This window comes from Rummeliibacillus sp. G93, assembly GCF_023515935.1.
GTDB classification, from domain to species: domain Bacteria; phylum Bacillota; class Bacilli; order Bacillales_A; family Planococcaceae; genus Rummeliibacillus; species Rummeliibacillus stabekisii.
Map to the genome: position 1 here is coordinate 1,932,943 of NZ_CP097314.1, position 24,220 is coordinate 1,957,162.

The following is a 24,220-nucleotide window of genomic DNA, read 5'->3' on the forward strand; positions in this document are numbered from 1 at the left end:
ACTTTATCTATAAATTGCTGATTTCTTAACCTCAAAAGAAATAATACTCAACTCTAAGTTTATTCTACCTATTGAATCTTCTCTAATTTTAATTCTTCTTTTTCCCTATCTTCAATAGCTTGATTTAATTCATGATGAGATGACTTCTTTCTATATAATAGACCGCCTGCTACAAATCCTAAAATAGCGGGAACCAACCAAGCAAATCCATTCTCACTGAGTGGTAAATACTTTAAGACGTTAAATAGTAATGGCACTTTAATACCTATCCCTCCAAAGGTCTCAACAAGACTAACAATAAACGTCAAAAGTATCGCTCCTCTATAGGAACCTGAATTAGGTACAAAACGATTGAATGTACCAAGCAAGATTAATACAATGGCGACCGGATAAAGAGCTGTGAAAATCGGCATAGTATAATCAACTATTCTAGCTACACCTAACGACCCCATACAAATACCAGTAATGCAAACAATCGCAGCCCATACTTTATAGCTCAACACTTTTTTAGTTAAATCATCTAAGAATTCCGCTATTACTACAATGACACCTATAGCCGATGTCAGACATGCCAAAGCAATGGCGATCGCTAAGAGTACACCTCCAAAGCCCCCCAAGATCGTGTGGATTAGCTCCGATACAAGCGCTGTATCAGCCAAATCTTTTGGAAATATACTGCTCCCTGTTGCCCCAAGATATAACAAACCTCCATAGACAATGAATAACCCTGCCCCAGCAATTGCTACTCCTCGCCATGCAATCTTTTTCATAGAAGCACCTTTATAACCATACCCCACTATGGCAGCGAGAAAGATGGGTGCACAGAAAATGCCTGTTACGACATCTCCAGTTTGGTATGCATGAATAAATGCATTCGAAAAAGCATCTTTCACTGAAGGAGGAGCCGGCATACCAATTGGACTAAACATACCTTTAAAAACGATGATGACTAAAACAACAACAAGAACAGGTGTAAGCCATTTCCCTATACGATCAATTACATTCGACCGATCCATTGCGAAATAGAAGCTAACGGCAAAAAATAAAACAATCGTAACGAAAGAAGGTATATAAGGAAAAATTTTAGATACTCCTAACTCATGCGTAGTAGCTGCCATACGTGGAATAGTAACAAACATACCGATTCCTACCATGAGCAATAAATTAAACACTTTATGAAACCATGGGCTAATAGGTTTTGTTAAGTTTTCAAATTTTCCGCCTACATTTAGGGTGGCAATGACCGCCATGAGCGGTAATGCAATGCCTGTTATACAAAACCCAATAAGAGCAGGTATCCAACTAGTGCCAGATACATTACCAATGGAAGGTGGAAAAATCAAATTCCCAGCACCGAAATATATCGCAAACAAAGCGAGCCCGACAATTATACTGTGTTGAAACATTTTAGACATTGAAAAACCTCCGTTTTCAAGTAAACATTTGTCCTTCCCCAAGAACATTAAGTGTCAAATTTTGTTGACTTTTTTATCTTAAATTAAATATTCAGATAAAAAAAGAAGGGAAAAATTTCCCCTCCTCCGTAAAAATTTTTTTACCTTAAATGATATTTTTGCATCTTGTACTTTAATAATTGTTTTGAAATCCCTAATTTTCTTGCAGTTTCAGCTAACTTGCCATGTGAATTTTTTAATTCCTTAACAATTAAATCCCTTTCAAAAAAATCTACACATTCTTTTAGATTACCTTTACTTTCATATTTATTTATTACTCTTGATTCCTGTTGAAAATCTACAATACGTTTAGGCAAATCTTCTATTTTTATAGAAGAATCTTCTGTATGGTTATATGCTGTTTCAATTGCATTTTTTAGTTCCCTAACATTCCCTGGCCATGGATATTGCTCAAAAAGCTCAAGCACCTTCTCATCTATATGAGTAATTTGGACATGCATATGTTGATTAAAGAAATGAATAAAATAATGTACCAATACACTAATATCTTCTTTTCTTTCTACTAAGGGAGGCATTTGAATCGACACTACACTCATACGATAGAAAAAATCTTCTCTAAGTGTTTGTTCTTTAATTAATTCTTCCCCTTTTATTGGTGTGGCAAAAACCAAACGAACACTTACTTTTGTTGGGTCATTACTATTTACATTAAAAACTTGTTCTTCAATAACTCTGTATAGTCTCACTTGTGTAGTTAATGGCAGCTTATGAGCATCATCAATATACAAAGTTCCACCCTGGGCCTCTTTAAGAATACTAGGTTTTGTATGTTCAGAATGACCAAATAAAACAGCATCAATATTCTCTTGTTCGATGGCACTACAATTAAAATATATATATGGCTTTGTAAATCGATCACTTAAATTATGTAAAGACTGAGCAATGATTTCTTTTCCCGTGCCTTGTGGACCCTCTATCCATATTGGTGAATCGGTTTTAGAAATTTTATTAATGATATCTTTAATATGTTGCATAGATGGACTGCAAGTTAATAAATCATCAATCGTGTAAATGGTATTATTTTTTCGATAAATTTTGTGAGATGAATAACTTTCAAGAGTTTGTATAATTCCATTTCCATAATAAATTTTGGAAAACTCTATTGCTCCCATTGTCTTCCCATTCACTTTAATCGGAAACGTAGAATTAAAGGAAGAATATGAAAAACCATTCTGTGCGGTTAATCGCTGGGTTACACCACACAACGGCTCCCCTGATTGAAGCACGCTTAATATGGTACTTTCTTCGTTAGGTAAATCTTTATATAGATGGGTCACTTTTTCCCCAATAAAGTTCTCAGGTTTAAATCCTAAATGTTGAAGTATAGATAGATCAGCCATATCATAAAAGATTGTTTTTCCTTCTTCATTAACGATCAAAATATTCTCATAATCATGTAGAGGCGTAATTCCTTGTAAGTGCATCACTCGCACTCCTTTTGGATATTTTTCTATAATAATATCACAATTTTCGAAACTCTGGACGTAACCAAACTTTATAGAACTAGTAAAAAACCTTTCAAACTGTAAGCAGTTCGAAAGGTTTGAGATTGAATAAAAGTTAATCTACATATATATTAGACTTTTTAATACATTTAACCATTTTGCTATTCATTTGCTGGCTGACTCTGTATATTGGTTAATGCTAGCGAAAATCGTTCCGCTATATTTTGTTCCATCTTCTTTCACTTTGGACATATTGCCTGTGTAGTCTTTTAATAGTAACCAGTGGTCCTTTGCCTCTATGTTTTGTAGAGGCATCACGTGCTGAAGAAGAACTGATTTTTGTCTTGTAGTTGTATTCCACTTATATAGATTTGAATCATTTGGTAATGTATAAAAAACATTATTGTTGTCTACTGTAAATGCTTGAGCATTCATCAAACCTTCGTATTTTTTGCTTTTCGCTTGAAAGAGCGAGTCATAATTCCACATATGATCTTTTGCAAGTTGATTATCACTAATCAAAAAGTAGTTAAGTCTGTATCGTTCACCTCGGTCAGGCATAGGGTCATTCCAAGTGATATCAAGGTTGTACCATTTACCATCCAGCTTTACTTTATTCCAGGCATGGTTTTCACCTTTAACTTTACCTGTAATGTATTTGGTTTGCAGTCCTGATTCTCTTAAAAGCAAATCTGCAGCTAATGCGTATCCCTGGCATACTGCTTTATGGTCAAATAATGCAGCATATGCAGAATGACCACCATGAGTTGCATTTTCGCTATACTCAATATGTGAGGCCAAATAGCCATTGATGAAAAATACCTTTTCAAAATCCGTCATCTTCTGAACATGATTATTTTGAATTATTTTTTTTACTTTGTGGTGTATCTTTTTCTCTTGATCTGCAGTAGTTAAATAGAATGTTTTTATTTCGATTTTAGTAAAACCCATAGTGGAAGATATATAGTAAGAGTAACCATCTAAATTACCAAAACCATAATTGCCGACAGAGCTTATTTCTTTGAAAACGCTTTTCAGCTGTTGTTCTGCTTCTTTAGCCTTATAAATGGGGTATTTTGTTTGAATGGTGAAGTCTGGTTTTACTTCATTCAAGTTTTTTAAGATTTCGTGCTTTAATTGCTGCTGAGACTCAACTTTCGGCGTACCACCTGATGCATATACATTTAAATGGATATAATAAATGGCAGCACCTAAAAAAATGAAGATTCCAAGCAATACGGCAAGAAATTTCTTCATATGCTTTCCTTCTTTCAATATTATAATCTATCAAAAACATATCATTTTAAGTGAATCTATATATTAACTATAATACAAAATCACTAAATTGAAAGAAGCATATTTTGCCACTCTATCCAACGTATTGTCTATGTTATGCAGTATCCTGATATTTACCACAAGAAAAAATACTGAGACAAGAGTATTTTAGGTATTAAAAAAACCGAACTCTATGTGAAATCAATTTCACATTTGCCGGTTTTTTTTAATAATTTTTCTCTTGAATGTAGTCATAATGAAAAACTTACATAAAATTACGATCAACCGTGTTCCGTTCCATTTAAAATTATTATATAAAGTTCAATTATTCAACATTGGAAGGAGCTAATTTTTTATGTCCCAGCCTCTTGCGCTTTTGAAGTTTATAAATAATCAATAATACACCAATACATCGATGCACTACCTGCTAAGACAAATAAATGCCAAATTGCATGGTTGTAGGGAATTTTATTGTTTTGGTAAAAATAAGCACCGACTGTATAAAAAATGCCACCTGCTAGCAAAATCAAAAATCCCGTCCATGTAATATGTGCAACTAATGGGTTAATAGCAATAACTACAAGCCATCCCATACTTATATAGAATAATAAGGATAGCTTTTTGTAGCGATAGATGAAGAAGCATTTACAGAAAATTCCAATACATGTCAGAATCCATTCAATTAAGCAAATGGTTATGCCTAGCTTGCCCCCAACCCCAATTAATGCGATTGGCGTATATGTACCTGCTATGAAAAGATAAATAGAAAAGTGATCTAACTTTGAAAAAATATGCTTATATTTCTTGAATCCGTGAAATAAAGTGGAAGACAGATAAAGAATCATCATTGTTAATCCAAATACTATAAAGCTTGCCATATATATTGATGATGAAACAACATTTGCTTTGTGCATTAACAAAATTAAAGCGGGAATGGAAAGCAAAAACCCTATACCATGTGTGATGACATTCCAAAACTCCTCGTTATGATTATCATGTTCTGCCATATTTATTGATTCGCTCATAACTTTTCCCCCTTTGTTGTTGCTTGTATAATTATTATGAAAGTTCTTAGGTATATTTCCAACTGCCCAATGTCACTGATTGACTATTACAATTATCATATTGGTGGAAAAAAGAAAAGAAAACTCGCCATGACGAACATACCCAAAATAAGATATTTCAAAACATATAAAAATGAAGTGCGTCCTGCTGCTTCCATTATAATTTCCTTCCAAACTACGCTTATAATCATTCCTATAGAGAAACTAAGAAGAATAGCCCAAAAAATTGGATAGGACGCTCCAATGACACTTCCAAGAATTGCTCCAAGTCCTACTGGAAATGACACTGCTAGCAGAATGAATATGTGTCGTTTAAATGATATCTTTGCAAGTGATAAAGGAATAAATATTGCCAGCCCTTCAGGAATATTATGTAAAACAATAGGAAACAGTAATGAACTACTCATTCCAGTTGTTTCGCCGAATCCTAATGACAAACCTAGAGGTAGATTGTGAATTGCTATACTTAAGGCTAAAATAGCTCCTGCCCTACCATGTTGCTCCCTTTGAAAATTCATTGATTCCATCTCACCGTGCATGAATCCATGCAATACGCTAAACGCAATTATTCCCCAAAATACACCTATGCCAAATATCATCACACCACTTAACTGCAAGCTTTCTGGAATGATTTCGATAAAAAGCAGCCCTAGGAGAATACCTGCGCAAATGCCATTAATAGCAGCCGCTTTTCGTATTGTTCCTTTAAAAATAGTTGCAAGTATACCTCCAACACCAAGGCCGCTGACAGTTGCCAAAAAGCCAATAATTCCTATCCCCATATATCCACCTCCACATTCTGTTAAATATATGGATATAAGCTTCATTTTATTCAAGTTGTTGGAAAGGGATATGTTACAATTGTAGAAAAACTTGAAGGAGATTGTAAATTGCGAGTCTTAGGAAATGTTATTGATCAAGAAACACGGTGTACTCACTATCATACAGTTCTCGATGTCATTGCTATCAAATTTGCTTGCTGCGGCGAATATTATCCTTGTTATAAATGCCATGATGAAATTGCCGATCATCCAATTCAAAAATGGACTAAAGAAAAGTTTGATGTAGAAGCCATATTATGTGGGGTTTGTAAAACTGAACTCACCATTCATCAGTATATGAATACAAATCACTGTCCTTCTTGCAATGCAAAGTTTAATGACGGCTGTGTGAATCATTACCCAATTTATTTTGATATGGATTGAAAATTTTTAAATTTATTGACCCGTTTTTACTACAAAAACCGACGTATATGTGACATTAAATATATTTTGGTTTAACTTTTTTATTATCATCATCTTTTCTGCTTTGCATTTGTGTACTTAACGCTTTTGAGTATTGGCTTTTAATTGATTTATCCAAAAAATCTAAAAAACACCCCACAATTCAAATTACTGAATTGATGGAGTGTGTTGGTTAAAAACCGACCTAAAAACAACGTAATTTTAATGGAGATAAGGGGAATCGAACCCCTGATTCCACAATGCCATTGTGGCGTATTCCCGCTATACTATATCCCCGAGTAAATATTTGGAGTTTGCTAATGCCCCTTTTTTATAGATTTATTATATCTTATTCTCTGTGTTTCAAACAAGAGAATATTATCTTGTTATTAGTTAATAACAATCTTAAGTCTATATACAAAACGCCCAATCAGATGATTGAGCGTTTTTTGTATTCTAGTTTTCTTGTCTCTTCCCAAATATTCCTTTAAGGAGTGGAGGTGTAGCTAATGTTGTAATAACGACAACAATAATCATTGGCGTATAATACTCTGGTGGCAATAGTTTTGAATCTAGTCCCATTGCTGCAATAATTAATGCAACCTCACCACGAGATATCATACCTGCTCCTATTCCCATTGATGAACGCATAGAAAAGCCTGAGATTTTAGCACCAAGACCTGACCCGATGAATTTCGAAAGAAGCGCAATCAATGAAAATACAACGATAAGCCATATTTGATTTCCGATACCTGCAAAACTAACGGATAAGCCAATGCTTACGAAGAAAAATGGTACAAATAAGCCATTTGCAATCGGCTCAACCTTTTCCTCAATTTCCTCTTTAAATTTGGTTTGAGATATGGCAATCCCCGCGAAAAACGATCCAATAATCGCTGCAATACCTAAAGAATCTGCGAAATAGGCAAAGCCAAAGCAAATAATTAACGCTCCACTAAGCAATGGCACTGTTACTTTTAATTTTGAAAACAGTCTCAAAAACGCAGGTACAACCCAGATTGATACTAAAATAATGATAGCAAAGAAGATGACTTTTTTACCGATCAACCAAGTAATGCTAACATCAGAGTCCCCAAAGAAACTCATTGCTACTGCCAACAAGACGACGACAATAATATCATCTAAAACTGCCGCACCTAGCAAAGTAGAACCTTCTTTACTATTTAACCAACCAAGTTCTTTTAATGTTTGTACCGAAATGCTGACGGAAGTAGCGGATAAAAGCAATCCTATAAATATAGCTTGCGCTGTTGATAAGCCATAATAAATGGATCCTGCATATCCCAATAAAATAGGAACAATGATACCACCTACTGCAACTAGTAACGCAGCCTTTTTGTTTCGATTTAAATCCGATAAATTTGTTTCAAGCCCCGCCAAAAACATAAGGAGGATAACACCGATTTCACTGAACTGTTTCACAATATCCGTATCGTCAATCCATCCTAATAAAGCAGGTCCAATAACAATACCAATAATAATCTTCCCTAATACAGATGGCTGCCCTAGCCTAACACTCAAATGGCCGGCCAATTTAGTCGCTAGTAATACAAGCACAATTTGTAAAATAAACACATTTTCCCTCCTTGAAAATAAAAAAACACATGGCGGTGCCAGATTGACTGACTCCACCATGTGTTACATTTAAATATTAATTTATACACCTAGTATACTATACTCCATGCCATCTGTAAAAGAATTAGTCTTATTTTACAAGCTGTATACCTTTGATTGCACTTTCCACTTTTACAGCGTTATGCTGGACGATGAAAACCTTGCTATACTTTTCATAGTACCTGTCATCATGTGCTTTAGGTGACAAGATAATAAGCTTGCGCTCTAGTTCTCTAGCATACAATTCAAAAACCTTTTCTTTTCGGTTTTCATCTAATGCACTATCAAATTCATCTAGTATTATATAACCTGGTGTTGTATCTAAATGTTGCAATAAGGTGAGTGCAAATAGGAGTGAGCTTAATGATTCTTCCCCGCCCGATACACCCCTTCCATATTTTCCATTTCTCGCTTTTACACTCACATCTTCTAGCCTTCTGCCATGACCCGCTTTATGCGCCTTTACATATAATTTAAAAATAGCTCGTCCCCGTTTGTCTTTATATCGTTCCCACATGATTTCGCTTTCAAAGTTAAATAGGCTCATATAGGTTTGGAATTTCTTGTTCAAAGCTTCAACAAGTCCATGGACCGTTGTATCCAACTTATCTTCTTTATCTACTAACAATAGCCTTTTTTCTTCTACTAATTCTTCCATCAAAGCGGCATCAGATTGTTTTTTCTCGTACTCTTCTTTCCGTTTTTTATAGTTTTCTTCGGCTTGTGGATCAACTTCTCCCTTACGTGCATTTTCAAAGGCAACTCGCGCTTTTTCATTTTCCGAGAGCAGTATTGGCATCGACAGGCTAGTATCAATTTGCTTCTGCATTGCTATTTCGTATAAATCAGGAATGAGGTGTTTTAGCTCCTGCAGAAGTATTTCGTAGCGGGTAATTTCCGCTTGATTAGCTTCTATTTTTTCTTCTAAATGTGTTCTATCCTTCTCCACATTAGTCATTTCCCGTTTATTGTCATCTATATCAAACCCTAAATCTCTTATATTGCGGTTAAAATCTCTTGTAAAATCATGCAATGATTGCACTTTAACGTAATACTCTTCTTTACTCGCTCGAATAAGATTTAATTTGTCTAGTATATCTCTTTCTTCTTGTTCTAGGTTGGTTAATTGCTGCTGTTCTTCTTTTAATTCACCAATCCGCGAATAAATATTAAGTTGTTGCTCTAGAAATTGCATGCGATGCACTACAAATGCGAACTCTTGCTGTAGATGTATTATTTTCTCTTGTACATCCTCTGATTGTTTTTGCTGTTCTTCCAGCTGCTTGTTTATTTCTGCAATAAGCTTTACTTTATCGTTTCGTTGGTCTAGCTCTAAATTGAATGCTTCTGCTTTTTTTACATCTTTTAATACACTTTGCAAGTCACCAATTTCTTTTTCATATTTCGCTAAATTGACTTTAATCTCCAATTTTTTTTGTTGATTATGTTCGAATCTTTTTTGTAATAAAATCAATCTTTCTTCTGAAGATCTCGTACTAAGAATGAATGTATTCTTTTCCTGACTCCCTCTGACGCCTCGTGCATCTTCAATACCATTCATCTTCAAGAGAGGGGTGGTTTGTAAAAATTGATCCACCCAAAAAAGTACTTTTGATGCTAAAATCACTTCTTGCTCTTTGAGTCCCTTTTTTATTTTTAATTTTATTGTCGGCAAACTGTCTATAAACTTAGTTGGTATGATGGATGGCAAAGGCACATGGTATAAATCATTCGCGGGCTGACATGTCCTTGCCATGTAAAATATAGTGTATTTAATAGGGTCAAGTACTATTTCATCTTTCAAAGTTGCACGTTCATCCAACTCTACTAAATCTCTCAATGTATAGGCAGTGATTCCTTGCTTCCTAAGGGTTGATATTGCATCTAATTGGCGACGGGATAGCATTTTATCTTGTTTTAGCAATTTAATTTCTTCAGTCAACATTGTTTCTGCTTCTTCAATTCTTGGCAATTCTTTTGCTAAGTCATTATATTCCTTTTTATTTTCCAACAGCTTTACTTCTACTTGATGGCTGCTTATGTAAAGAGATAATATATTTTGATAGTCGTCTTCTCGCTCATCAAGAGACTGTATCGATAATTCTTCTTGTACTTTTCTATACTGTAAGTCGTTGATTGTCCTGGAATGAAGCCTTTTTTCATGTACGAATGAATCGATATCTTTAGTCAGCTGTTTCTCTCGTATTTTACACTTGTCCATTTCTACGACTATTTCTTCTTCGGTATACATCATTTTTTTTCGGAGTTGTTCTGTGTCTTTCAATTTTTCTTGCAATCGTTGAATTTGTTTTTTTATAACTTCATTTTTTTGATTTAGCTTTTTTTCACTGTTCTTCAATTGTTGAATGTATTGCTCCGCTTCGTTCAGTTGCTGTTGTTTTAGTGTCTTTCTATCCTTTAATTCTGCCAACTGCTGTTGCATGATCTCTCGTTTTTCTACTAGCCCATTTATATACCTTTCCTTTATGGCTATATCTTCTTCATGTCTATTTTTTTCAACTCGTAATTTTTCTCGAATACAGTGCATTAACCATACATTTTTCTCACCATTTTTTTTCAACGTTTTTTTATTATTACTAAAGTGTTTATAGGCATCCTCTGCCATTTTTAATTGGCTTTCGATTAACTTCAGATTGCCAATTGTTAACTTGAAATCTGCTTCGATCTGCTTAAAGCTTTCAACGCTTGCTTCCCATTCCCTTTGCATTTCTTCTATATGGTACATTTCGCTGAACCGCCGAAAACGCTCTTCAGGTGACATAGCCGCAAATTGATTGACTTCGTTTTGATACCATATAAGATAAAATACATCTGGATGTATTTGGTACTTATATTGCAAATCTTCCCTATACTTGGATAGATTACTTTTTTGGATATCGCCTGATCGATATGTCGTTGTCAACTCCATCTCTTCAGGAAATTCCCCTGTATACACAGCGTATTGCCGTTGGATCACATTTCCTGGTTTTTGTTGTATCAAAAGCTGAAAACCCACATATGACGGAGCGTCAATCTGTGAAAGCCCTGTATTATGGAATGTTAGAAATACCTCTGCATGCCATGGTTGATCAGGAGGCAAGTTGGCAGAACGGAGACCTTCAATGTCAACTTGAGAAGAGTACAAAGCAGCTCCTATTGCGAATGTAATAGTTGATTTCCCTGCACCATTTGGACCAGCAATCAATACATGTTCACTTTCACTTCCAAAAGAGATTTTCGTTGGTCTATAATCTCGGATGCCACTAAATTGCAAACTGTATGGAATCATTGGTTCTCCTCCTGCTCATATAAATTATAGCGTCTAAAGAATTTAACCACTTCTTCCTTGCTTAACTGTGATGATTGAGCAAACTCTGTCGCTCTTCTTAAGAAAGAGTTGGAAAACATATGTACACCGATCGCCGTTACCTTATATGCCTGTTCCTGCTGTGCTCGATGTACTTCTTCTACAGCACCAATCTTTTTTAAAATATCTATATTATTCTGTAGTTTACGGCTTGCATGCTGCATTTCGTGACCAAAATCTGTAAGTAATTGCTGGAGTAGGGTAAATTCATGGCTTAAGACCTCTTGTTGATAAAACATATAAAGTAATATGGCAAGCGCCTCTTTATTTAAAGTAGTTTTTGCTTGTTTAGCTGGTACTCGCATCATGATAATCAGCTGGTCTCTTTTTTCATCATAAATTACTTTAAAATATCTAGCGATTGCTTGATTCAAGCGATTGATAAATGAGTAAAATGCATGATCATCATTCTTAATACCTAGCATTTTTTCAGCTTCTTTTTTCTTCAAACCATAATTTTGACCTCGAATGGCAGAGGAAGAAGAGAACAATAGCTGCATAAACACAAGCTCCTCTTCAGTTGTTAAAAACGCTCTAAGATTTTGCAACATTGATAACGGATTTAGATTCTGGGTTATATTGCTTGAGTGTATATTTTCTATCGTCATCATTAATCCACTCCCATTCTTTGTCATATGTTTGGACTGCCTTTTTTGATTCCTCTGTTATTTTGTGATTGCCTACTAATGCAGACAGCGCGAGCATTGTCCGGATGCTATCTCCCCAACCAGGAGATGCTGATTCTATTATTAGTTGTTCTACTTCAGCTTCTTCCGTATTTTCTAAATACTGTTCTACATTATCCGTTGAAATCATGGCTTTGGTCATTTGCCATGATGCTTCTTGAAAAGCTTCATCTATTTCATCTTGATTAATTAATAACTCTTCGAATAATATTTCACTTTGCTTTATATCTTCATCTGAGATTTGAGGTTCATAGTTCTCCAAATAGTCTATACTTTCCTCAATATCTAAAGGACTGATGGGTGCTGTAAATTTTATGGGCAACCATATACCATCAATTACTTCATCTTCATAAAGCCCCTGCTCCATAAAGCTCAGAATTTCGTGAGCATTCGGAATATTAGAGTCGTTAGAAGGCTCATACATAGCAATGATAAATTGACGTACTTTCTCAAGTGAAATGTTTCCTGTCAAAGGTGTATCATTCATCAAAGTAAAACGATTATATTTATTTAACAGACCACTACTTAGGGCTGTTCCCTTTTTGAGGGAAGATTTCCCTCTGCTTATAAGTGGGCTTTGATTTAATACATCTTCTTCTAATAAGCGTTCGGATAACTTTTTATCAAGTTCCATCATCAGAAAATGAATTTTTTCTAACTGAGGCAATGCGTTTTTATCTGCCAAGAACTCTAATTGCCTTGATTCGATTTGGTCTATAGCATCTTCTAAATTTTGAATCATTGAAGCTAACGTATGACCGCCAGATACCCCTTGAGAATCATAAGCTTCACTAATCTCTGCGTCTCGCTTAGCTTGATATAGCAAACGTGAGATATCATCTTGCATATGGTAAGCAAGTGAATCATTAGCTAGCCTGATTAATGAGTCGATCATCCTTTTGCCTCGGTCAAGTAATTTTAGCTGAGTTGACTCCTTAGAAATCCAGCTGTGCTTTGAAAGCGTATTGATAATCTGTTTAACTCGCTCATTTGATGGCGCTACCCCCTCCTGATAATACTCGCAGTAGCGAGAGAGTAACATATCTTCATCATCAATAGCTTCCGCTAAACCAACTGCTTGTAGTTTTAGCAATTCGAGCATACGTAAAAACTGAATAATTTCCAAAGGTGATTGATACATTTGTTTGGCAGATAGTTCATTTAATACACCGGAAAGTGAAGCAATATCCCGCATAGTTTTATGAAATTCCCCACGTTCAATGTTCTCGTTAAAAATTGAAATTGACTTCATATTTTTTAAAGATTCCAACATTTCCAACCACTACACCCCCAGTTATTTTTTATTTTATGAAAATGTCATTAATTAGAGCATACTTCAAGCACTGTAGGTGAAAAGTAGCTATATTAGTGCATCTATGTTGTTCAACTCTATACATGCACTTTTTAACAACCTGTTAGCTGTATCTTATTCTATATATAACTATATCATAGCACGTTAGACTTTAAGCAAAAGAGGGTAAAAACTCCTATAGAAAGTGAGTGAATAAAATGGAAATACATGACGGAAAACTTTATTGGCCAAATACAGTCCTTTCTTTTGAACCGAAAGAAGTAACACCATCTGAAATTTATGATGCTATCATAGTAGGCGGGGGCATGTCTGGCTGCTTAACTGCTTATGCGCTTGCAAAAGAAGGTTTACAGGTTGCTATATTAGAGAAAAGAGCCTTCGGAGAAGGTAGTACGAGCGCCAATACAGGATTGCTTCAATATGAAAATGACATTATGCTCTGTGAATTAATTGATAAAATCGGTGAAAAGGCAGCTATATCTTTTTATAAATCTTGTGATATGGCCATGTCGGATCTAGAGTCTTTGACTGCCCAATTGCCTGATGGAGCAGATTTTATACGCAGACCTAGTATCTGCTATGCAAGTACAGAAGAGGATATTGCTAAAATACAGCGCGAATATAAAACATTACAAAAGAATGGATTTGATTGTGACTATTGGAATGAGGATGAAATAGGCAGTAAGATGCCATTTAAAAAACCTGCCGCCCTTTTAACATATCATGATGCAGAAGTGAATCCTTTAAAACTAGTATTTGGTGTATTACGAAAAATTGAAGATCTTGGTGGTCACCTATTACCGTTTACTTCTGTATTAAATGTCGAAGAAAACGGCGAACTTCTATCCGTTAAAACATCAGATGGTGTTTTCAGTACAAAGCATATTGTCTATACAACCGGCTATGAGCCAACACCAGTAGGTAAGAGAAAAGGAGCTATCCTCAACCGTTCGTACGTCATTGTAACAAAACCAATCAAGGACTTAACAAGTTGGTATAAAAAAGCCCTCATATGGGAAACAAAACGACCTTATCTCTATTTGAGAACTACAATTGATGGTTCAATTATTGTCGGCGGTTTAGATGAAGAGAATCCTAATAGTGATATAAGCGATGAATTACTAAAAAAGCAATCTCAAAAACTGCTTGAGGAAGCACAGAAGTTATTTCCAACGCTGCCTTTAGAGATTGAATATTCCTATGTTGCGACATTTGGAGAATCGAAAGATGATTTACCTTTTGTTGGAGAACACCCTACGAATAAGCATCAATATTACCTATTAGGATATGGAGGCAATGGAACAGTGTATAGCATGATAGGCTCTAAAGTCATTCGTGATTTGATTCTTCATAAGTCCTCTTCGAAGACGAAGACCATTCAAGTGAACCGCAAATACGGCATATCTTAATTTCTTCATAGAAAAACGATTCTCCTTAGAGAATCGTTTTCTAGTTTAATATTTCAATACTAGTTAAAAAGTAATCTTTATCATTTTGAGGGATTAAACCATTCATTTTGATTTTTTGAAGTTTTTCTCTTTTTTTCGAAGACAAGTTATATGTTTCTATAAAAAAGTTCCCTTCCTCATCTGAATAAAGATGGTGGATTCGGCCATTTTGGAATCTAACTTGCTCAAGCCTGTGATTCGCCGTTGACTCAAATTCTAAGTTCAAATATTTCTGTATTTTTCCATCCCTACAATTATACCGATACACTTCTCCTAAACCGTTTACATAATAAAAATGATTTTTGTATAGATAAGAAGAATGGTTAAAGTTATTAGGCAATCCATTATCTACTTGTTCTTCTGAACGATAGCTGATAAATGGTTTAATTTCAGTTTCTTTTGTTTGTCTATTATAAATAATTAACGATAGGTCTTCTCGTTTTTCTGATTGATAATCCGTCATTACAAAATAGTAGCTGTTTTTATCTGCCATAATCGGACTTATTATATCTAGATTAGATGGATGTTTTAATGGAAGTTCTGTTAGTTTTATAACTTTGGCCTCTTTTTCTCGAAGAAATACTTCTTGCAATGAAAAATGATCATTAATTAAATTTTGGGTGAGTACAACTAAACGGTCTGATAATTCCCCTACACCAGAGATAAAGCTAGGGACTTGTGATACGTGGAATCGTTTCTCTTTACTATTGCCGAAACGAATAGATGTTTTGTAATCATATTTCGTGCTGAAACCTGTATTATACAAGCTATAAAACTGATCCGTTGCTGGCAGATAACCCGATTTTATACCTCTCAATTCGCTAGGCATCTTTTGCTTTTTTGTATTCTTTCCGATTAAAAAAATTTGATTAGCGTCTTCTATATAAAGCTTCTTTTTATGATAGTATGTACTTCCGCTTTCCAGTCCGTCTAACCGTAAGCGTTGTGCATTGCCATCCTCATCTATAAAAATAGCTTGGCCGCTCCCTTTTCCCTCTTGGAGTAGTTCTGTTGTGTGAGAAGCATATAAAACAGCCTGCTGTTTATGTAAAAAATCTTTTTTCTTTATATCCTGAAATGTGAGGTTCGTTTTAGCACTTGTTTTAGTTGTTTTGAAATGACGAAAACCAAATATTCCTCCTAAAAGGACTAACACTATGCCGATAAACACGGTGATTTTCTTGAAGCTCATATATGCCTCCTGATTCATTTTCATTCTCTCTATTAATTTACCATAGATAGCAGGAGAAAAAAGCATACAATGGAAAAAAGTTATCTAATACCAAAAAAGGTGAATTAGATAACTTTTATATTCTCAGCAAGATTTTAGCTGACAGCCTTATATTGCTCATACCAGTTTAAGAAATCCTCTCTTCGAATCATATTTAAGATACATGGGGTTCGTTCCTGCTGTTCAAGTTTCTTCCATTCATGTTCAAATTGGCGTTCAACATGCAATGTTATATAAGGTAGTTTGGCTTGTGCTTTTTGAGAACGTATATTTCCTAAACGCGCTCCCGCAAATACATATTCCAAATCTAATTGCAAAAAGGCAATTTTTAATATCTCTGCCTTAGCCAATTCATTATATCCTTTTCCCCAGTGAGCTTTGCCTATCCACGTACCAATATGGCAGGTTTTTTGTAATTCATCAATCAACTTTAATGAAATAACACCTATTAATTGATTTCTTTCATTAAAAATCATACGTGAAACTTGTTGGCCCATTCTTTCTTCTAGCTGAACAAGGCGTATAAAATCACGTGTCCCTTCCAATGAGCATTGGGCATCTGTCATACCAAGAGCTTGCCGAATTGCTGGATCGCTTGTCATATTAGACATCTCTTCAGCAAAGCTTATATCATGCGGAACTAATGTAATAGATACCACTTGAATAACCTCCCTGAATTTATTTTACAATAGAATATATACATTATAGACACAAGTTAGACACAATTCAAATAATAATATTCCCCTCTCTTCTATTGCCTAAATTGCTAAACGTAAACGATACCTCCTCTTTTTAATGAAAATATTAATTTTCACCTATATTAACTACTTAAATAACCTCAATTTTGAAAAATTAATTAATATTAAAAATGATAAATTTGGTTTTAGAATTTTTTACATATATACCTATTACTTTTTTAGAATAATATTATTGAGTACTTGCAATTTTATTATAACCCCAAATTTCTATCTATATGAGTGATTCCCAGTATTATAAGAAAAAGAGTGTAAACCGGATTGGTTTACACTCTTTTTTAAATTATTTATTAGTTATTTAATTCCTCAAAAAATTTAATATTAGAATCGAATATCGGCAATTCTTTGGTTTCTTCAGCTTGTTTCACCAAACTGACAACCAAATCATTATATGGAGTCGGTATTCCCTTTTCTAGTGCTAAACGAGGAATAACCCCATTTATATAATCAATTTCAGTTTTTCTGTTCTTTTCCAAATCTTGCAGCATACTTGCCTTTAACAGTCGTGACGATTTCATAATATCACGCAGTGTTTGAATACGTTCAGGAATATCTTTTCCACTTTTCACTTCTAATGAAGCTATATCAAAACCGCCCATATCAGCAAATTCCACACCATTTGCATGTGCCACTTTAATTGTTTCATCTGCAATATGCACTGCACTTTCTACACTAATTTCATGATCAAGTACCCCACCAAACTCTGTATTAAGAGATGCAGATAAGCCGCTAAATGCATTGTTAATTAACAGTTTGGACCATTTTGTTCCAACTAGGTTAGTAGAAATATGAGTACCACCTACAAGATCTAAGATTTTTTTGATTTGCTCTATTCTTTCTGTTACTTCGCCAGTTAATTCACCAATCTGAAAGGCATATTCTTTAAAGCGATTAAACTCCGTTGTTAGCTCTGATACACCTGGTTTAATAAAAGTCGCACCAAATTCTACAGAACCTGCAACTACTCGTTCTCTCCCAACAATAGATGCTACCTGTTCTTCAGGTATACCATTTTGCAATGAAAGTACTGTGCTTTGGTCATTCAAAAATGGCAACAAGTCTTGTAAGATTGAATGGTTATAAAGCTGCTTTGTTAAAAGTAGCACTAAATCATATACCCCTGACATATTCTCTGGTGTAATCGCTTTTACCTCTGCATGAAAATCTGTAGTACCAGTTATTTTTGCTCCAGTCTCGTTTAAGGCGTCTACATGTGCTTGATAAACATCAATCAATTCTATATCTTGTCCGCCGGCAGCAATATAAGCACCGGCAATAGTTCCTAAAGAACCTGCTCCTAACACTGCAATTCGCATTTTAAATTCCCCTTATCTTTTTCATTTTAGAACACCTATTTTTTTCTGACCAATTATTAATGCCTGCCTATTTATCCGCTAGATAATCATAAATAACAGTTGGCGACGCTAATGAAAGCTCGGTCAGGATGTGTGAAGCTGACACTACCTCAAGTACAGGCAAATCCGCCATTGGAGCCAATGCATGGGCAAACAGCTCCAACCTCGCAGGTCCTGACCAGGCTCCAAGAATTTTCACATCTGTAATTTGGCTTCGGACCAATTCACAAATTCTTGGATACCCATCATATCCAGGCATCTTTTTAAGCATATAGTTTGGTTTAACAATTTCTTTTAGTGCCTCTGAATGGTCGAGAGGATAATGTTTGTAACCCATAGTAGCTGTTGCTACTCTCAAGGAACCATAATCTAATGTTCCAACCAAGGCGTCTGAATCTATATATAGATTAGGCTTGCCTAGTTTTTTTGGGTATGCCGCTATCTCCCTACCGGATGCAATTGCCGGAAAGCTGTCTACATACATGGCATGTAGATAATCACCCTCTTCTCCTTCAAAGCTTACAGGTATGACCTGCCCGCATTCCGTGTAGGATCCAAGACCAGTTACATCTGGCATTTTCATTATTTCAAATCTCACGAGTGGGTCTTTAATCTCTAAAGGTTCGGGTACGATTTTCTTTAAACTTTCAAGGTCAGTTCTATATAAAATATTTAAATATTCTCGGTTATAAAAATGATATGGTCCAACCGGGAACGCCCCTGCATCTAACGGAGTAGTAAACTGTCTAACTACTTCTTCCTTCCTCATCTAATAAACACTCCCTTTGAAATTAGATACTTTATATTTTCTTCTTTTTGTTCCTAACACTCATCATTTTAAAACGTATTTTACATTTAATCTAATACATAATAATATATAAATGTATTTATTATAATAAATAGGTGGTATTCAAAACATGGAGTTACTTCAGTTACACTATTTTCAGACAGTCGCCTACACTGAGCATATTTCTAAGGCTGCCAAACAATTAAATATTGCTCAGCCTTCGTTAAGCCTTACTATTAAGAGACTCGAGGATGAATTAGGGACAAAGTTATTTGACCGGAAAGGAAGAAATATTCATTTAAGTTCGTCAGGAAAAATTCTTTTGAAACATGTGAATAAAATTTTTACAGAAATTGAAAATGCAAAAATGGAGATTCAGTCAAAGGATCAAGAAAATACAAGCACAATTAAAATATCTATTTCCAATCCTCGTTTTCTCACAGGACTAATTAGTGAATATATCGCACTCAATCCTGATACAAAAATTCAACAGGGTATTGGAGTTAAACGTGGCATTATAACAAGCTTGAAAAAGGGGGATATAGATTTAGGTATTGCAGGTCCGCCTATAGTGGATGAAGAAATAACAAGTTGCGTTTTGGTAGATGAGGATATTGTCCTTGTATTACCTATTAGTCACAAGTTGGCAGATCATTCGGAGATTTCTTTAAGAGATATTGCAAATGAACCTTTTATATCTCTAGCCGGTAATGAAGAATACAGTAGATTTACAAACGAGCTGTGCGAAAAAGAAGGTTTTACACCAATAAATAATTTTGAAGTAGATTCTAGCCTATTGGCAGAAATCATTAAACTTGGACAAGGTGTGGCGTTACTTCCCATTTCGGTATGCAGAAAATACCATTTACATTACGTAAAGATAGCTGATATCCGCCCTACCTACACTGTCGGCCTGTCATGGGTAAAAGATGGTTTATTATCCCCATCAGCAAAAGAATTTAGAGACTTTATTATTACTTATTTTAAAGAGAACTCTAAAATGTTCAAAATTACTTGAAAATAGATTAAAAGTGTTAACGATGGATATTTAAGCAATTTTTATAAACAGACAATTAATGTGAAAATTTTCAAAAAAAAGAGGTTAATCCATCCTTCATAGCGAATTTATAAGCATACAAAAGTAAGGAGTTGTTGTTTACATGAAGGATTTGAATACAGCCATTTTCCTCTGCGTATTAGGACTTTTATTACTAACTGCAAGCATTTTTGCACCCATTTATAGTATAGTCATCCGACTTCTGCTAGCTATGTTTAGTGTTGTATCATTTTATAATAGTTATTCCATGTACTTTTCAAAAGGACGAAGGAGAGAAGATATAATCAGCTCTTAATATAATATAGAAATGCCAGCATATCACAGTTGATTATGCTGGCATTTTTCTTTTAAAATAGGTTCGATTCAATCCACTTATTTTACATCATTATTTGCTCGAGCTTCAGTCATCTGTTTCCAGACAGATCCCATGGCCTCTTCCCCTTTAGAAATACGGGCAATGGCCATTTCCACTTGCAGCTTCACTTCGAATTCAGGATCGTTGTTCGCTTTTTCTAATGCTTCAAGGCTTGCTGGGGTACCTGTTTCATATAAGAACATGGCAGCCCTCCATCGAACAAGCTTATTTTTGTCTTGCAGAGCTTCTATTATTGCTGGTTCAAATTCAACAAACCCTAGATCGCTCATGCAATCTCCAGCTGTGCGACGAACAGAAGCACTTTTATCTTTTAATGCTTTACTTAAAAATGGTACGACTGCTTTGTCCTCAATCATTCCTAAATATACCGTTGCCAAGCGGCGTATTGACATTTTTTCATCATTTAACGCAAGTTCCAATAATGGAAGGTCACTTGTATCCGGGTCAGCCATTTGATCAAGCAATTGGAAACGTGTCTCCCAATCATCTGCTTCAAACTCCTGAATAGTAATTTTTCGTTTTTCTCTTGTTACTATGTTCTTTTCTTCTTTACTTGCATCGATTATTTCTTGAATACGTTTTTCAGGATATGCGGCCTCCAGTTCATCCACCATGCTCTGTCCAATTTGATCCTTATCACCGTAACGGACACCATAATCTACCCATTTACGCTCCATAATATAGTTTTCATCTTTTTTCAGCATATCGTTAAATGCATCAACAAATCTTTTTGAAAGACCAAAACGTTGTTCAGATAGACTATCGAACACTTTTACTTGCAATGGCATACCTTTAAACATTTGGACATGTACATATACTTCGCCATAATGTTCGTCCACTTTTTGAGCCTCTGAAAGCTCGTTATTTTCTCCAAAAGCATTGCGCACTGCGGCCAATAGCTGAGCCCAATCATACTTAGCATTTCGTTCGACTGCCAAAAAGTCTGCAACATGATAAACGCCTTTCACACCCTCGATTTTCAATATTTCTTGGATTACTTGTGGTGCGTCTTCTTTATTGTTCTCAGAATAATTATGGGCTGTCCCAAAAGGAAGCTCTTGGTCTAATATGACTTTCATTGTATTTGGGCTTGGTGTAGGTTCTATACTTTTAATATTCATATTTTCTTTCATTCCTTCCTATTCGTTCATAATCCCTTGTAAATACTCCCATCTTTCTATGAGCTCTTCATATTTTGCATTTTGATGCTCTAAGTCAGAAGTTAAATTTTGAAGCAAAGTAAAATCTGAGCCGGCTTTAGCAATTTCCTCTTCTAATGCCATAATGGCTTCTTCCACTTTTGCAATTTCCCCTTCCATCGATTCCCACTCTAATCTTTCTTTATAAGTTACCTTTTTCTTTTGTGTTTTTTCTTTTGGTTTAGCCTTTGGAGTTTGAGCAATTTTTTCTGATTGCTGTTCTTGTATTTGCTCAATTGCTAAGTAATCGCTATATACCTCCAGACTTTGTTCTACTGTTCCATCTTTTAGAATCCATAACTTCTTCGCAATTCGGTCAAGGAAGAAGCGATCATGTGATATGGTTACAACCACACCCGGAAATTGTTCAATGAAGTCTTCTAATATCGATAGAGTTTCAATATCCAAATCATTTGTCGGTTCATCAAGCAATAAAACGTTCGGTTGTTCCATTAGTAATTTTAACAGGTGCAATCTTTTTCTTTCGCCACCAGATAACTTTTGAATGATCGTACCGTGAGAGTGCATTGGAAATAAAAAGCGCTCTAGCATTGCAGCTGCAGAGTGGTGTTCACCTGAAGCATCTTCAATATCATTTGCTGTTTCTCTAATGTATTCAATCATACGCATATTGCCGTCCATTTTAGGAAGCTGCTGTGTAAAATGTGCAATTCGAACAGTCGAGCCGAATTCAATAGTTCCTTCATCCGGCTGAATATTGCCTGCCAGGATATTCAATAATGTACTTTTCCCAGCACCATTTGGGCCTATAATACCAATACGATCACCTTGTTGTAAAAGGAAGGAGAAGTGGCTTATTAATTGTTTTTCGTTATAAGCTTTTGAAACTTCATTACCTTCGATCACTTTTTTTCCTAATCGTGCTGTTGCAAGACCAATTTCTAATGAGTCTTCCTCTTCTATTTTGTCCAGGTTCTTGGATAATTCATCAAAGCGTTGAATACGAGCCTTCTGTTTTGTAGATCGTGCCTTTGCTCCTCTACGAATCCATTTAAGCTCGGAACGGTAACGATTATGCATCTTCGCATTTGTTGCTTTCTCTATCTCTTCCCTTAGTGCCTTCGCTTCTAAAAAGGCTGCATAATTCCCTGTATGTTTATATAGTGTTTGGTTTGCCAACTCATAAATATGGGTTGACACAGCGTCAAGGAAGTAACGATCATGTGTAATAAAAATGACTGCTCCCTTTAAACGAGAAACCATATCTTGAAGCCACTCCGTTGACTGAACATCTAAATGGTTCGTTGGTTCATCCAATAAATAGAGATCTGCCGGCTCTATAAGAGTTTTGGCTAAGGCTACACGTTTTTGCTGGCCACCAGATAAGTGACTCACTTGTTCTTCAAATTGATCGATGCCCAACCTTGTCAATGATGATTTAGCTAATGCATTAATATCCCATGCCTGTTGTTGTTCCATTTGCTGTTGAAGCCGAAATAGCTTTTCTTGCAGCGATGTTGAATCGGGCTGGCTGCTTAAAGCAAAAACTGTTTCCTCATATTCTCTATTAAGAGCGAGTATTGGGGAATCGCCAGAAAAGACCGCCTGTAAAACGGTTTCTCCTTCTTTAAAAGTGGGATTTTGTGGCAAGTATGCAATCCTATATTTATTTGGATGGTCAAGTTCTATCGTATCAGCTTCCAAATCGCCTGCTAAAATAGACAGCAATGTGGATTTCCCCGTACCATTAATACCGATAAGTCCTGCTCTTTCACCTTCTGTTATAGTAAAATCAATATTTCTAAACAGTGTTTTATCTCCTACTGTTTTAGTAAAATTAGATACAATTAAGTGACTCATAATTTTCCTTCTCTTTCTAATGGAGTTGATATATAAAGTCTACCATATTTTAAAGCCTTTCTTCAGCCATTTGAAAGCTTTGATTCCGCATAATAGACATGATCTATTTAGTATACTTCTCTTAGGCTCAAATCTCGCCTAAAAAGCTCTTAGCTCATCTATTGTGAGAGTTATTTGACAATTTTTATATAATCATGTATAGTTTACCCATCACTGATGAATACTAGAATGAGCCTTAACTTGCTCGTTTAAAGATTTCATCCAGAGTTTAATCAGTGTTCAGCAATGAATTTAATTAAATATGGACTGTTGTGAGGAGGATCATGAATGCATCAAGGAAAGGTAAAATGGTTCGATAACGATAAAGGCTATGGTTTTATAGAATATGACGGCGATGACGTTTTTGTCCATTTCACCGGCATTCAACAAGAAGGCTTTCGTACTTTAGATGACGGACAAGAAGTAATGTTTGATATCATTGAAGGAAATCGCGGTCCCCAAGCAGCAAATGTTGTTAAATTATAAATCAACAATGATATTTGCGAAATTTTTGTAAGTTAAGATAAAGTTTCTATCAGTTTTATAGTTAGCGTTTAATGCTGCTGTATATAAAAATGGAGCTATCAACTAATTACTTATCAAGACTTAATAAATAAGATAAAAAAATTTAAGGGTGCTACATATCTAATATGTAGCACCCTTTCTTCTT

At 35.2% G+C, this 24,220-nt stretch carries 19 protein-coding genes and 1 tRNA gene; 4 read left to right on the forward strand and 16 right to left on the reverse strand.

Annotated features, from left to right (window positions below):
• Positions 1–68: 68 nt before the first annotated feature.
• From brnQ to M2M59_RS09700, 5 genes are all read right to left on the reverse strand, one after another.
• Positions 69–1,415 carry a branched-chain amino acid transport system II carrier protein gene (gene brnQ, locus M2M59_RS09680; protein WP_249774467.1) on the reverse strand — a complete coding sequence of 449 codons (1,347 nt, stop codon included), beginning with the start codon at positions 1,413–1,415 and terminating at the stop codon, positions 69–71.
• Positions 1,416–1,555: 140 nt separating this feature from the next.
• Complete coding sequence (locus tag M2M59_RS09685) at positions 1,556–2,899, reverse strand: sigma 54-interacting transcriptional regulator (RefSeq protein WP_249774468.1); 1,344 nt, start codon at positions 2,897–2,899, stop codon at positions 1,556–1,558.
• A gap of 186 nt (positions 2,900–3,085) precedes the next feature.
• Positions 3,086–4,177, reverse strand: a complete 1,092-nt coding sequence (locus M2M59_RS09690; protein WP_249774469.1) for a transglutaminase domain-containing protein — start codon at positions 4,175–4,177, stop codon at positions 3,086–3,088.
• A gap of 401 nt (positions 4,178–4,578) precedes the next feature.
• The gene (locus tag M2M59_RS09695; protein WP_249774470.1) at positions 4,579–5,220 is read right to left on the reverse strand and encodes a PAQR family membrane homeostasis protein TrhA; all 642 of its coding nucleotides are present in this window, start codon (positions 5,218–5,220) and stop codon (positions 4,579–4,581) included.
• 95 nt (positions 5,221–5,315) lie between these two features.
• The gene (locus tag M2M59_RS09700; protein WP_249774471.1) at positions 5,316–6,041 is read right to left on the reverse strand and encodes a ZIP family metal transporter; all 726 of its coding nucleotides are present in this window, start codon (positions 6,039–6,041) and stop codon (positions 5,316–5,318) included.
• Between the two features lie 108 nt (positions 6,042–6,149).
• On the opposite strand from M2M59_RS09700, the gene M2M59_RS09705 reads away from it, so the two are divergent.
• Complete coding sequence (locus M2M59_RS09705; RefSeq protein WP_249774472.1) at positions 6,150–6,464, forward strand: CHY zinc finger protein; 315 nt, start codon at positions 6,150–6,152, stop codon at positions 6,462–6,464.
• A gap of 244 nt (positions 6,465–6,708) precedes the next feature.
• Here M2M59_RS09705 and M2M59_RS09710 read toward each other — a convergent pair.
• The 5 genes from M2M59_RS09710 to M2M59_RS09730 form a co-directional block, all read right to left on the reverse strand.
• A tRNA-Ala gene (locus M2M59_RS09710) sits at positions 6,709–6,779 on the reverse strand.
• 159 nt (positions 6,780–6,938) lie between these two features.
• Positions 6,939–8,078, reverse strand: coding sequence for a cation:proton antiporter (locus tag M2M59_RS09715; protein ID WP_249774473.1), 1,140 nt, complete (start codon positions 8,076–8,078; stop codon positions 6,939–6,941).
• A gap of 130 nt (positions 8,079–8,208) precedes the next feature.
• A complete protein-coding gene (locus M2M59_RS09720) occupies positions 8,209–11,406 on the reverse strand; it encodes an AAA family ATPase (RefSeq protein ID WP_249774474.1) in 3,198 nt (1,065 codons plus the stop codon).
• A complete protein-coding gene (locus M2M59_RS09725; protein ID WP_371923779.1) occupies positions 11,403–11,984 on the reverse strand; it encodes a hypothetical protein in 582 nt (193 codons plus the stop codon). Before M2M59_RS09725 ends, M2M59_RS09720 begins: the two co-directional genes overlap by 4 nt.
• Before the next feature lie 34 nt (positions 11,985–12,018).
• Entirely contained in the window at positions 12,019–13,443 is a 1,425-nt protein-coding gene (locus M2M59_RS09730; RefSeq protein WP_249776001.1) for a hypothetical protein, read from the reverse strand.
• Between the two features lie 236 nt (positions 13,444–13,679).
• Between M2M59_RS09730 and M2M59_RS09735 the strand changes: the two genes are divergently transcribed.
• On the forward strand, positions 13,680–14,891 hold the full coding sequence (locus M2M59_RS09735; RefSeq protein WP_249774475.1) for an NAD(P)/FAD-dependent oxidoreductase: 1,212 nt from the start codon (positions 13,680–13,682) through the stop codon (positions 14,889–14,891).
• A 40-nt stretch (positions 14,892–14,931) separates the two neighbouring features.
• Here M2M59_RS09735 and M2M59_RS09740 read toward each other — a convergent pair whose 3' ends face one another.
• From M2M59_RS09740 to M2M59_RS09755, 4 genes are all read right to left on the reverse strand, one after another.
• A complete protein-coding gene (locus M2M59_RS09740; protein ID WP_249774476.1) occupies positions 14,932–16,122 on the reverse strand; it encodes a hypothetical protein in 1,191 nt (396 codons plus the stop codon).
• Between the two features lie 134 nt (positions 16,123–16,256).
• Positions 16,257–16,820 carry a GNAT family N-acetyltransferase gene (locus tag M2M59_RS09745; protein WP_147196744.1) on the reverse strand — a complete coding sequence of 188 codons (564 nt, stop codon included), beginning with the start codon at positions 16,818–16,820 and terminating at the stop codon, positions 16,257–16,259.
• Between the two features lie 386 nt (positions 16,821–17,206).
• Positions 17,207–18,232 (reverse strand): ketopantoate reductase family protein, encoded by a 1,026-nt coding sequence (locus M2M59_RS09750; RefSeq protein WP_249774477.1) that lies wholly within the window; start codon positions 18,230–18,232, stop codon positions 17,207–17,209.
• A gap of 67 nt (positions 18,233–18,299) precedes the next feature.
• Complete coding sequence (locus M2M59_RS09755; RefSeq protein ID WP_147196741.1) at positions 18,300–19,040, reverse strand: acetoacetate decarboxylase; 741 nt, start codon at positions 19,038–19,040, stop codon at positions 18,300–18,302.
• 148 nt (positions 19,041–19,188) lie between these two features.
• Between M2M59_RS09755 and M2M59_RS09760 the strand changes: the two genes are divergently transcribed.
• Positions 19,189–20,076 (forward strand): LysR family transcriptional regulator, encoded by an 888-nt coding sequence (locus M2M59_RS09760; RefSeq protein ID WP_147196740.1) that lies wholly within the window; start codon positions 19,189–19,191, stop codon positions 20,074–20,076.
• A 411-nt stretch (positions 20,077–20,487) separates the two neighbouring features.
• On the opposite strand, the gene M2M59_RS09765 is transcribed toward M2M59_RS09760, so the two are convergent.
• Together M2M59_RS09765 and M2M59_RS09770 are read right to left on the reverse strand one after the other, a co-directional pair.
• The gene (locus tag M2M59_RS09765) at positions 20,488–21,612 is read right to left on the reverse strand and encodes a conserved virulence factor C family protein (RefSeq protein ID WP_066791884.1); all 1,125 of its coding nucleotides are present in this window, start codon (positions 21,610–21,612) and stop codon (positions 20,488–20,490) included.
• A gap of 18 nt (positions 21,613–21,630) precedes the next feature.
• Entirely contained in the window at positions 21,631–23,511 is a 1,881-nt protein-coding gene (locus M2M59_RS09770; protein ID WP_249774478.1) for an ABC-F family ATP-binding cassette domain-containing protein, read from the reverse strand.
• A 327-nt stretch (positions 23,512–23,838) separates the two neighbouring features.
• Between M2M59_RS09770 and M2M59_RS09775 the strand changes: the two genes are divergently transcribed.
• A complete protein-coding gene (locus M2M59_RS09775) occupies positions 23,839–24,036 on the forward strand; it encodes a cold shock domain-containing protein (protein ID WP_066788321.1) in 198 nt (65 codons plus the stop codon).
• Positions 24,037–24,220 lie beyond the last annotated feature (184 nt).

Coding starts and splice junctions, on each gene's coding strand:
- M2M59_RS09770 (WP_249774478.1), bottom strand. CDS start 23,511: ATGAGTCACTTAATTGTATCTAATTTTACTAAAACAGTAGGAGATAAA.
- M2M59_RS09735 (WP_249774475.1), top strand. CDS start 13,680: ATGGAAATACATGACGGAAAACTTTATTGGCCAAATACAGTCCTTTCT.
- M2M59_RS09695 (WP_249774470.1), bottom strand. CDS start 5,220: ATGAGCGAATCAATAAATATGGCAGAACATGATAATCATAACGAGGAG.
- brnQ (WP_249774467.1), bottom strand. CDS start 1,415: ATGTCTAAAATGTTTCAACACAGTATAATTGTCGGGCTCGCTTTGTTT.
- M2M59_RS09720 (WP_249774474.1), bottom strand. CDS start 11,406: ATGATTCCATACAGTTTGCAATTTAGTGGCATCCGAGATTATAGACCA.
- M2M59_RS09755 (WP_147196741.1), bottom strand. CDS start 19,040: ATGAGGAAGGAAGAAGTAGTTAGACAGTTTACTACTCCGTTAGATGCA.
- M2M59_RS09740 (WP_249774476.1), bottom strand. CDS start 16,122: ATGAGCTTCAAGAAAATCACCGTGTTTATCGGCATAGTGTTAGTCCTT.
- M2M59_RS09730 (WP_249776001.1), bottom strand. CDS start 13,443: ATGTTGGAATCTTTAAAAAATATGAAGTCAATTTCAATTTTTAACGAG.
- M2M59_RS09775 (WP_066788321.1), top strand. CDS start 23,839: ATGCATCAAGGAAAGGTAAAATGGTTCGATAACGATAAAGGCTATGGT.
- M2M59_RS09685 (WP_249774468.1), bottom strand. CDS start 2,899: ATGCACTTACAAGGAATTACGCCTCTACATGATTATGAGAATATTTTG.
- M2M59_RS09750 (WP_249774477.1), bottom strand. CDS start 18,232: ATGCGAATTGCAGTGTTAGGAGCAGGTTCTTTAGGAACTATTGCCGGT.
- M2M59_RS09725 (WP_371923779.1), bottom strand. CDS start 11,984: ATGCAGCTATTGTTCTCTTCTTCCTCTGCCATTCGAGGTCAAAATTAT.
- M2M59_RS09760 (WP_147196740.1), top strand. CDS start 19,189: ATGGAGTTACTTCAGTTACACTATTTTCAGACAGTCGCCTACACTGAG.
- M2M59_RS09765 (WP_066791884.1), bottom strand. CDS start 21,612: ATGAATATTAAAAGTATAGAACCTACACCAAGCCCAAATACAATGAAA.
- M2M59_RS09690 (WP_249774469.1), bottom strand. CDS start 4,177: ATGAAGAAATTTCTTGCCGTATTGCTTGGAATCTTCATTTTTTTAGGT.
- M2M59_RS09700 (WP_249774471.1), bottom strand. CDS start 6,041: ATGGGGATAGGAATTATTGGCTTTTTGGCAACTGTCAGCGGCCTTGGT.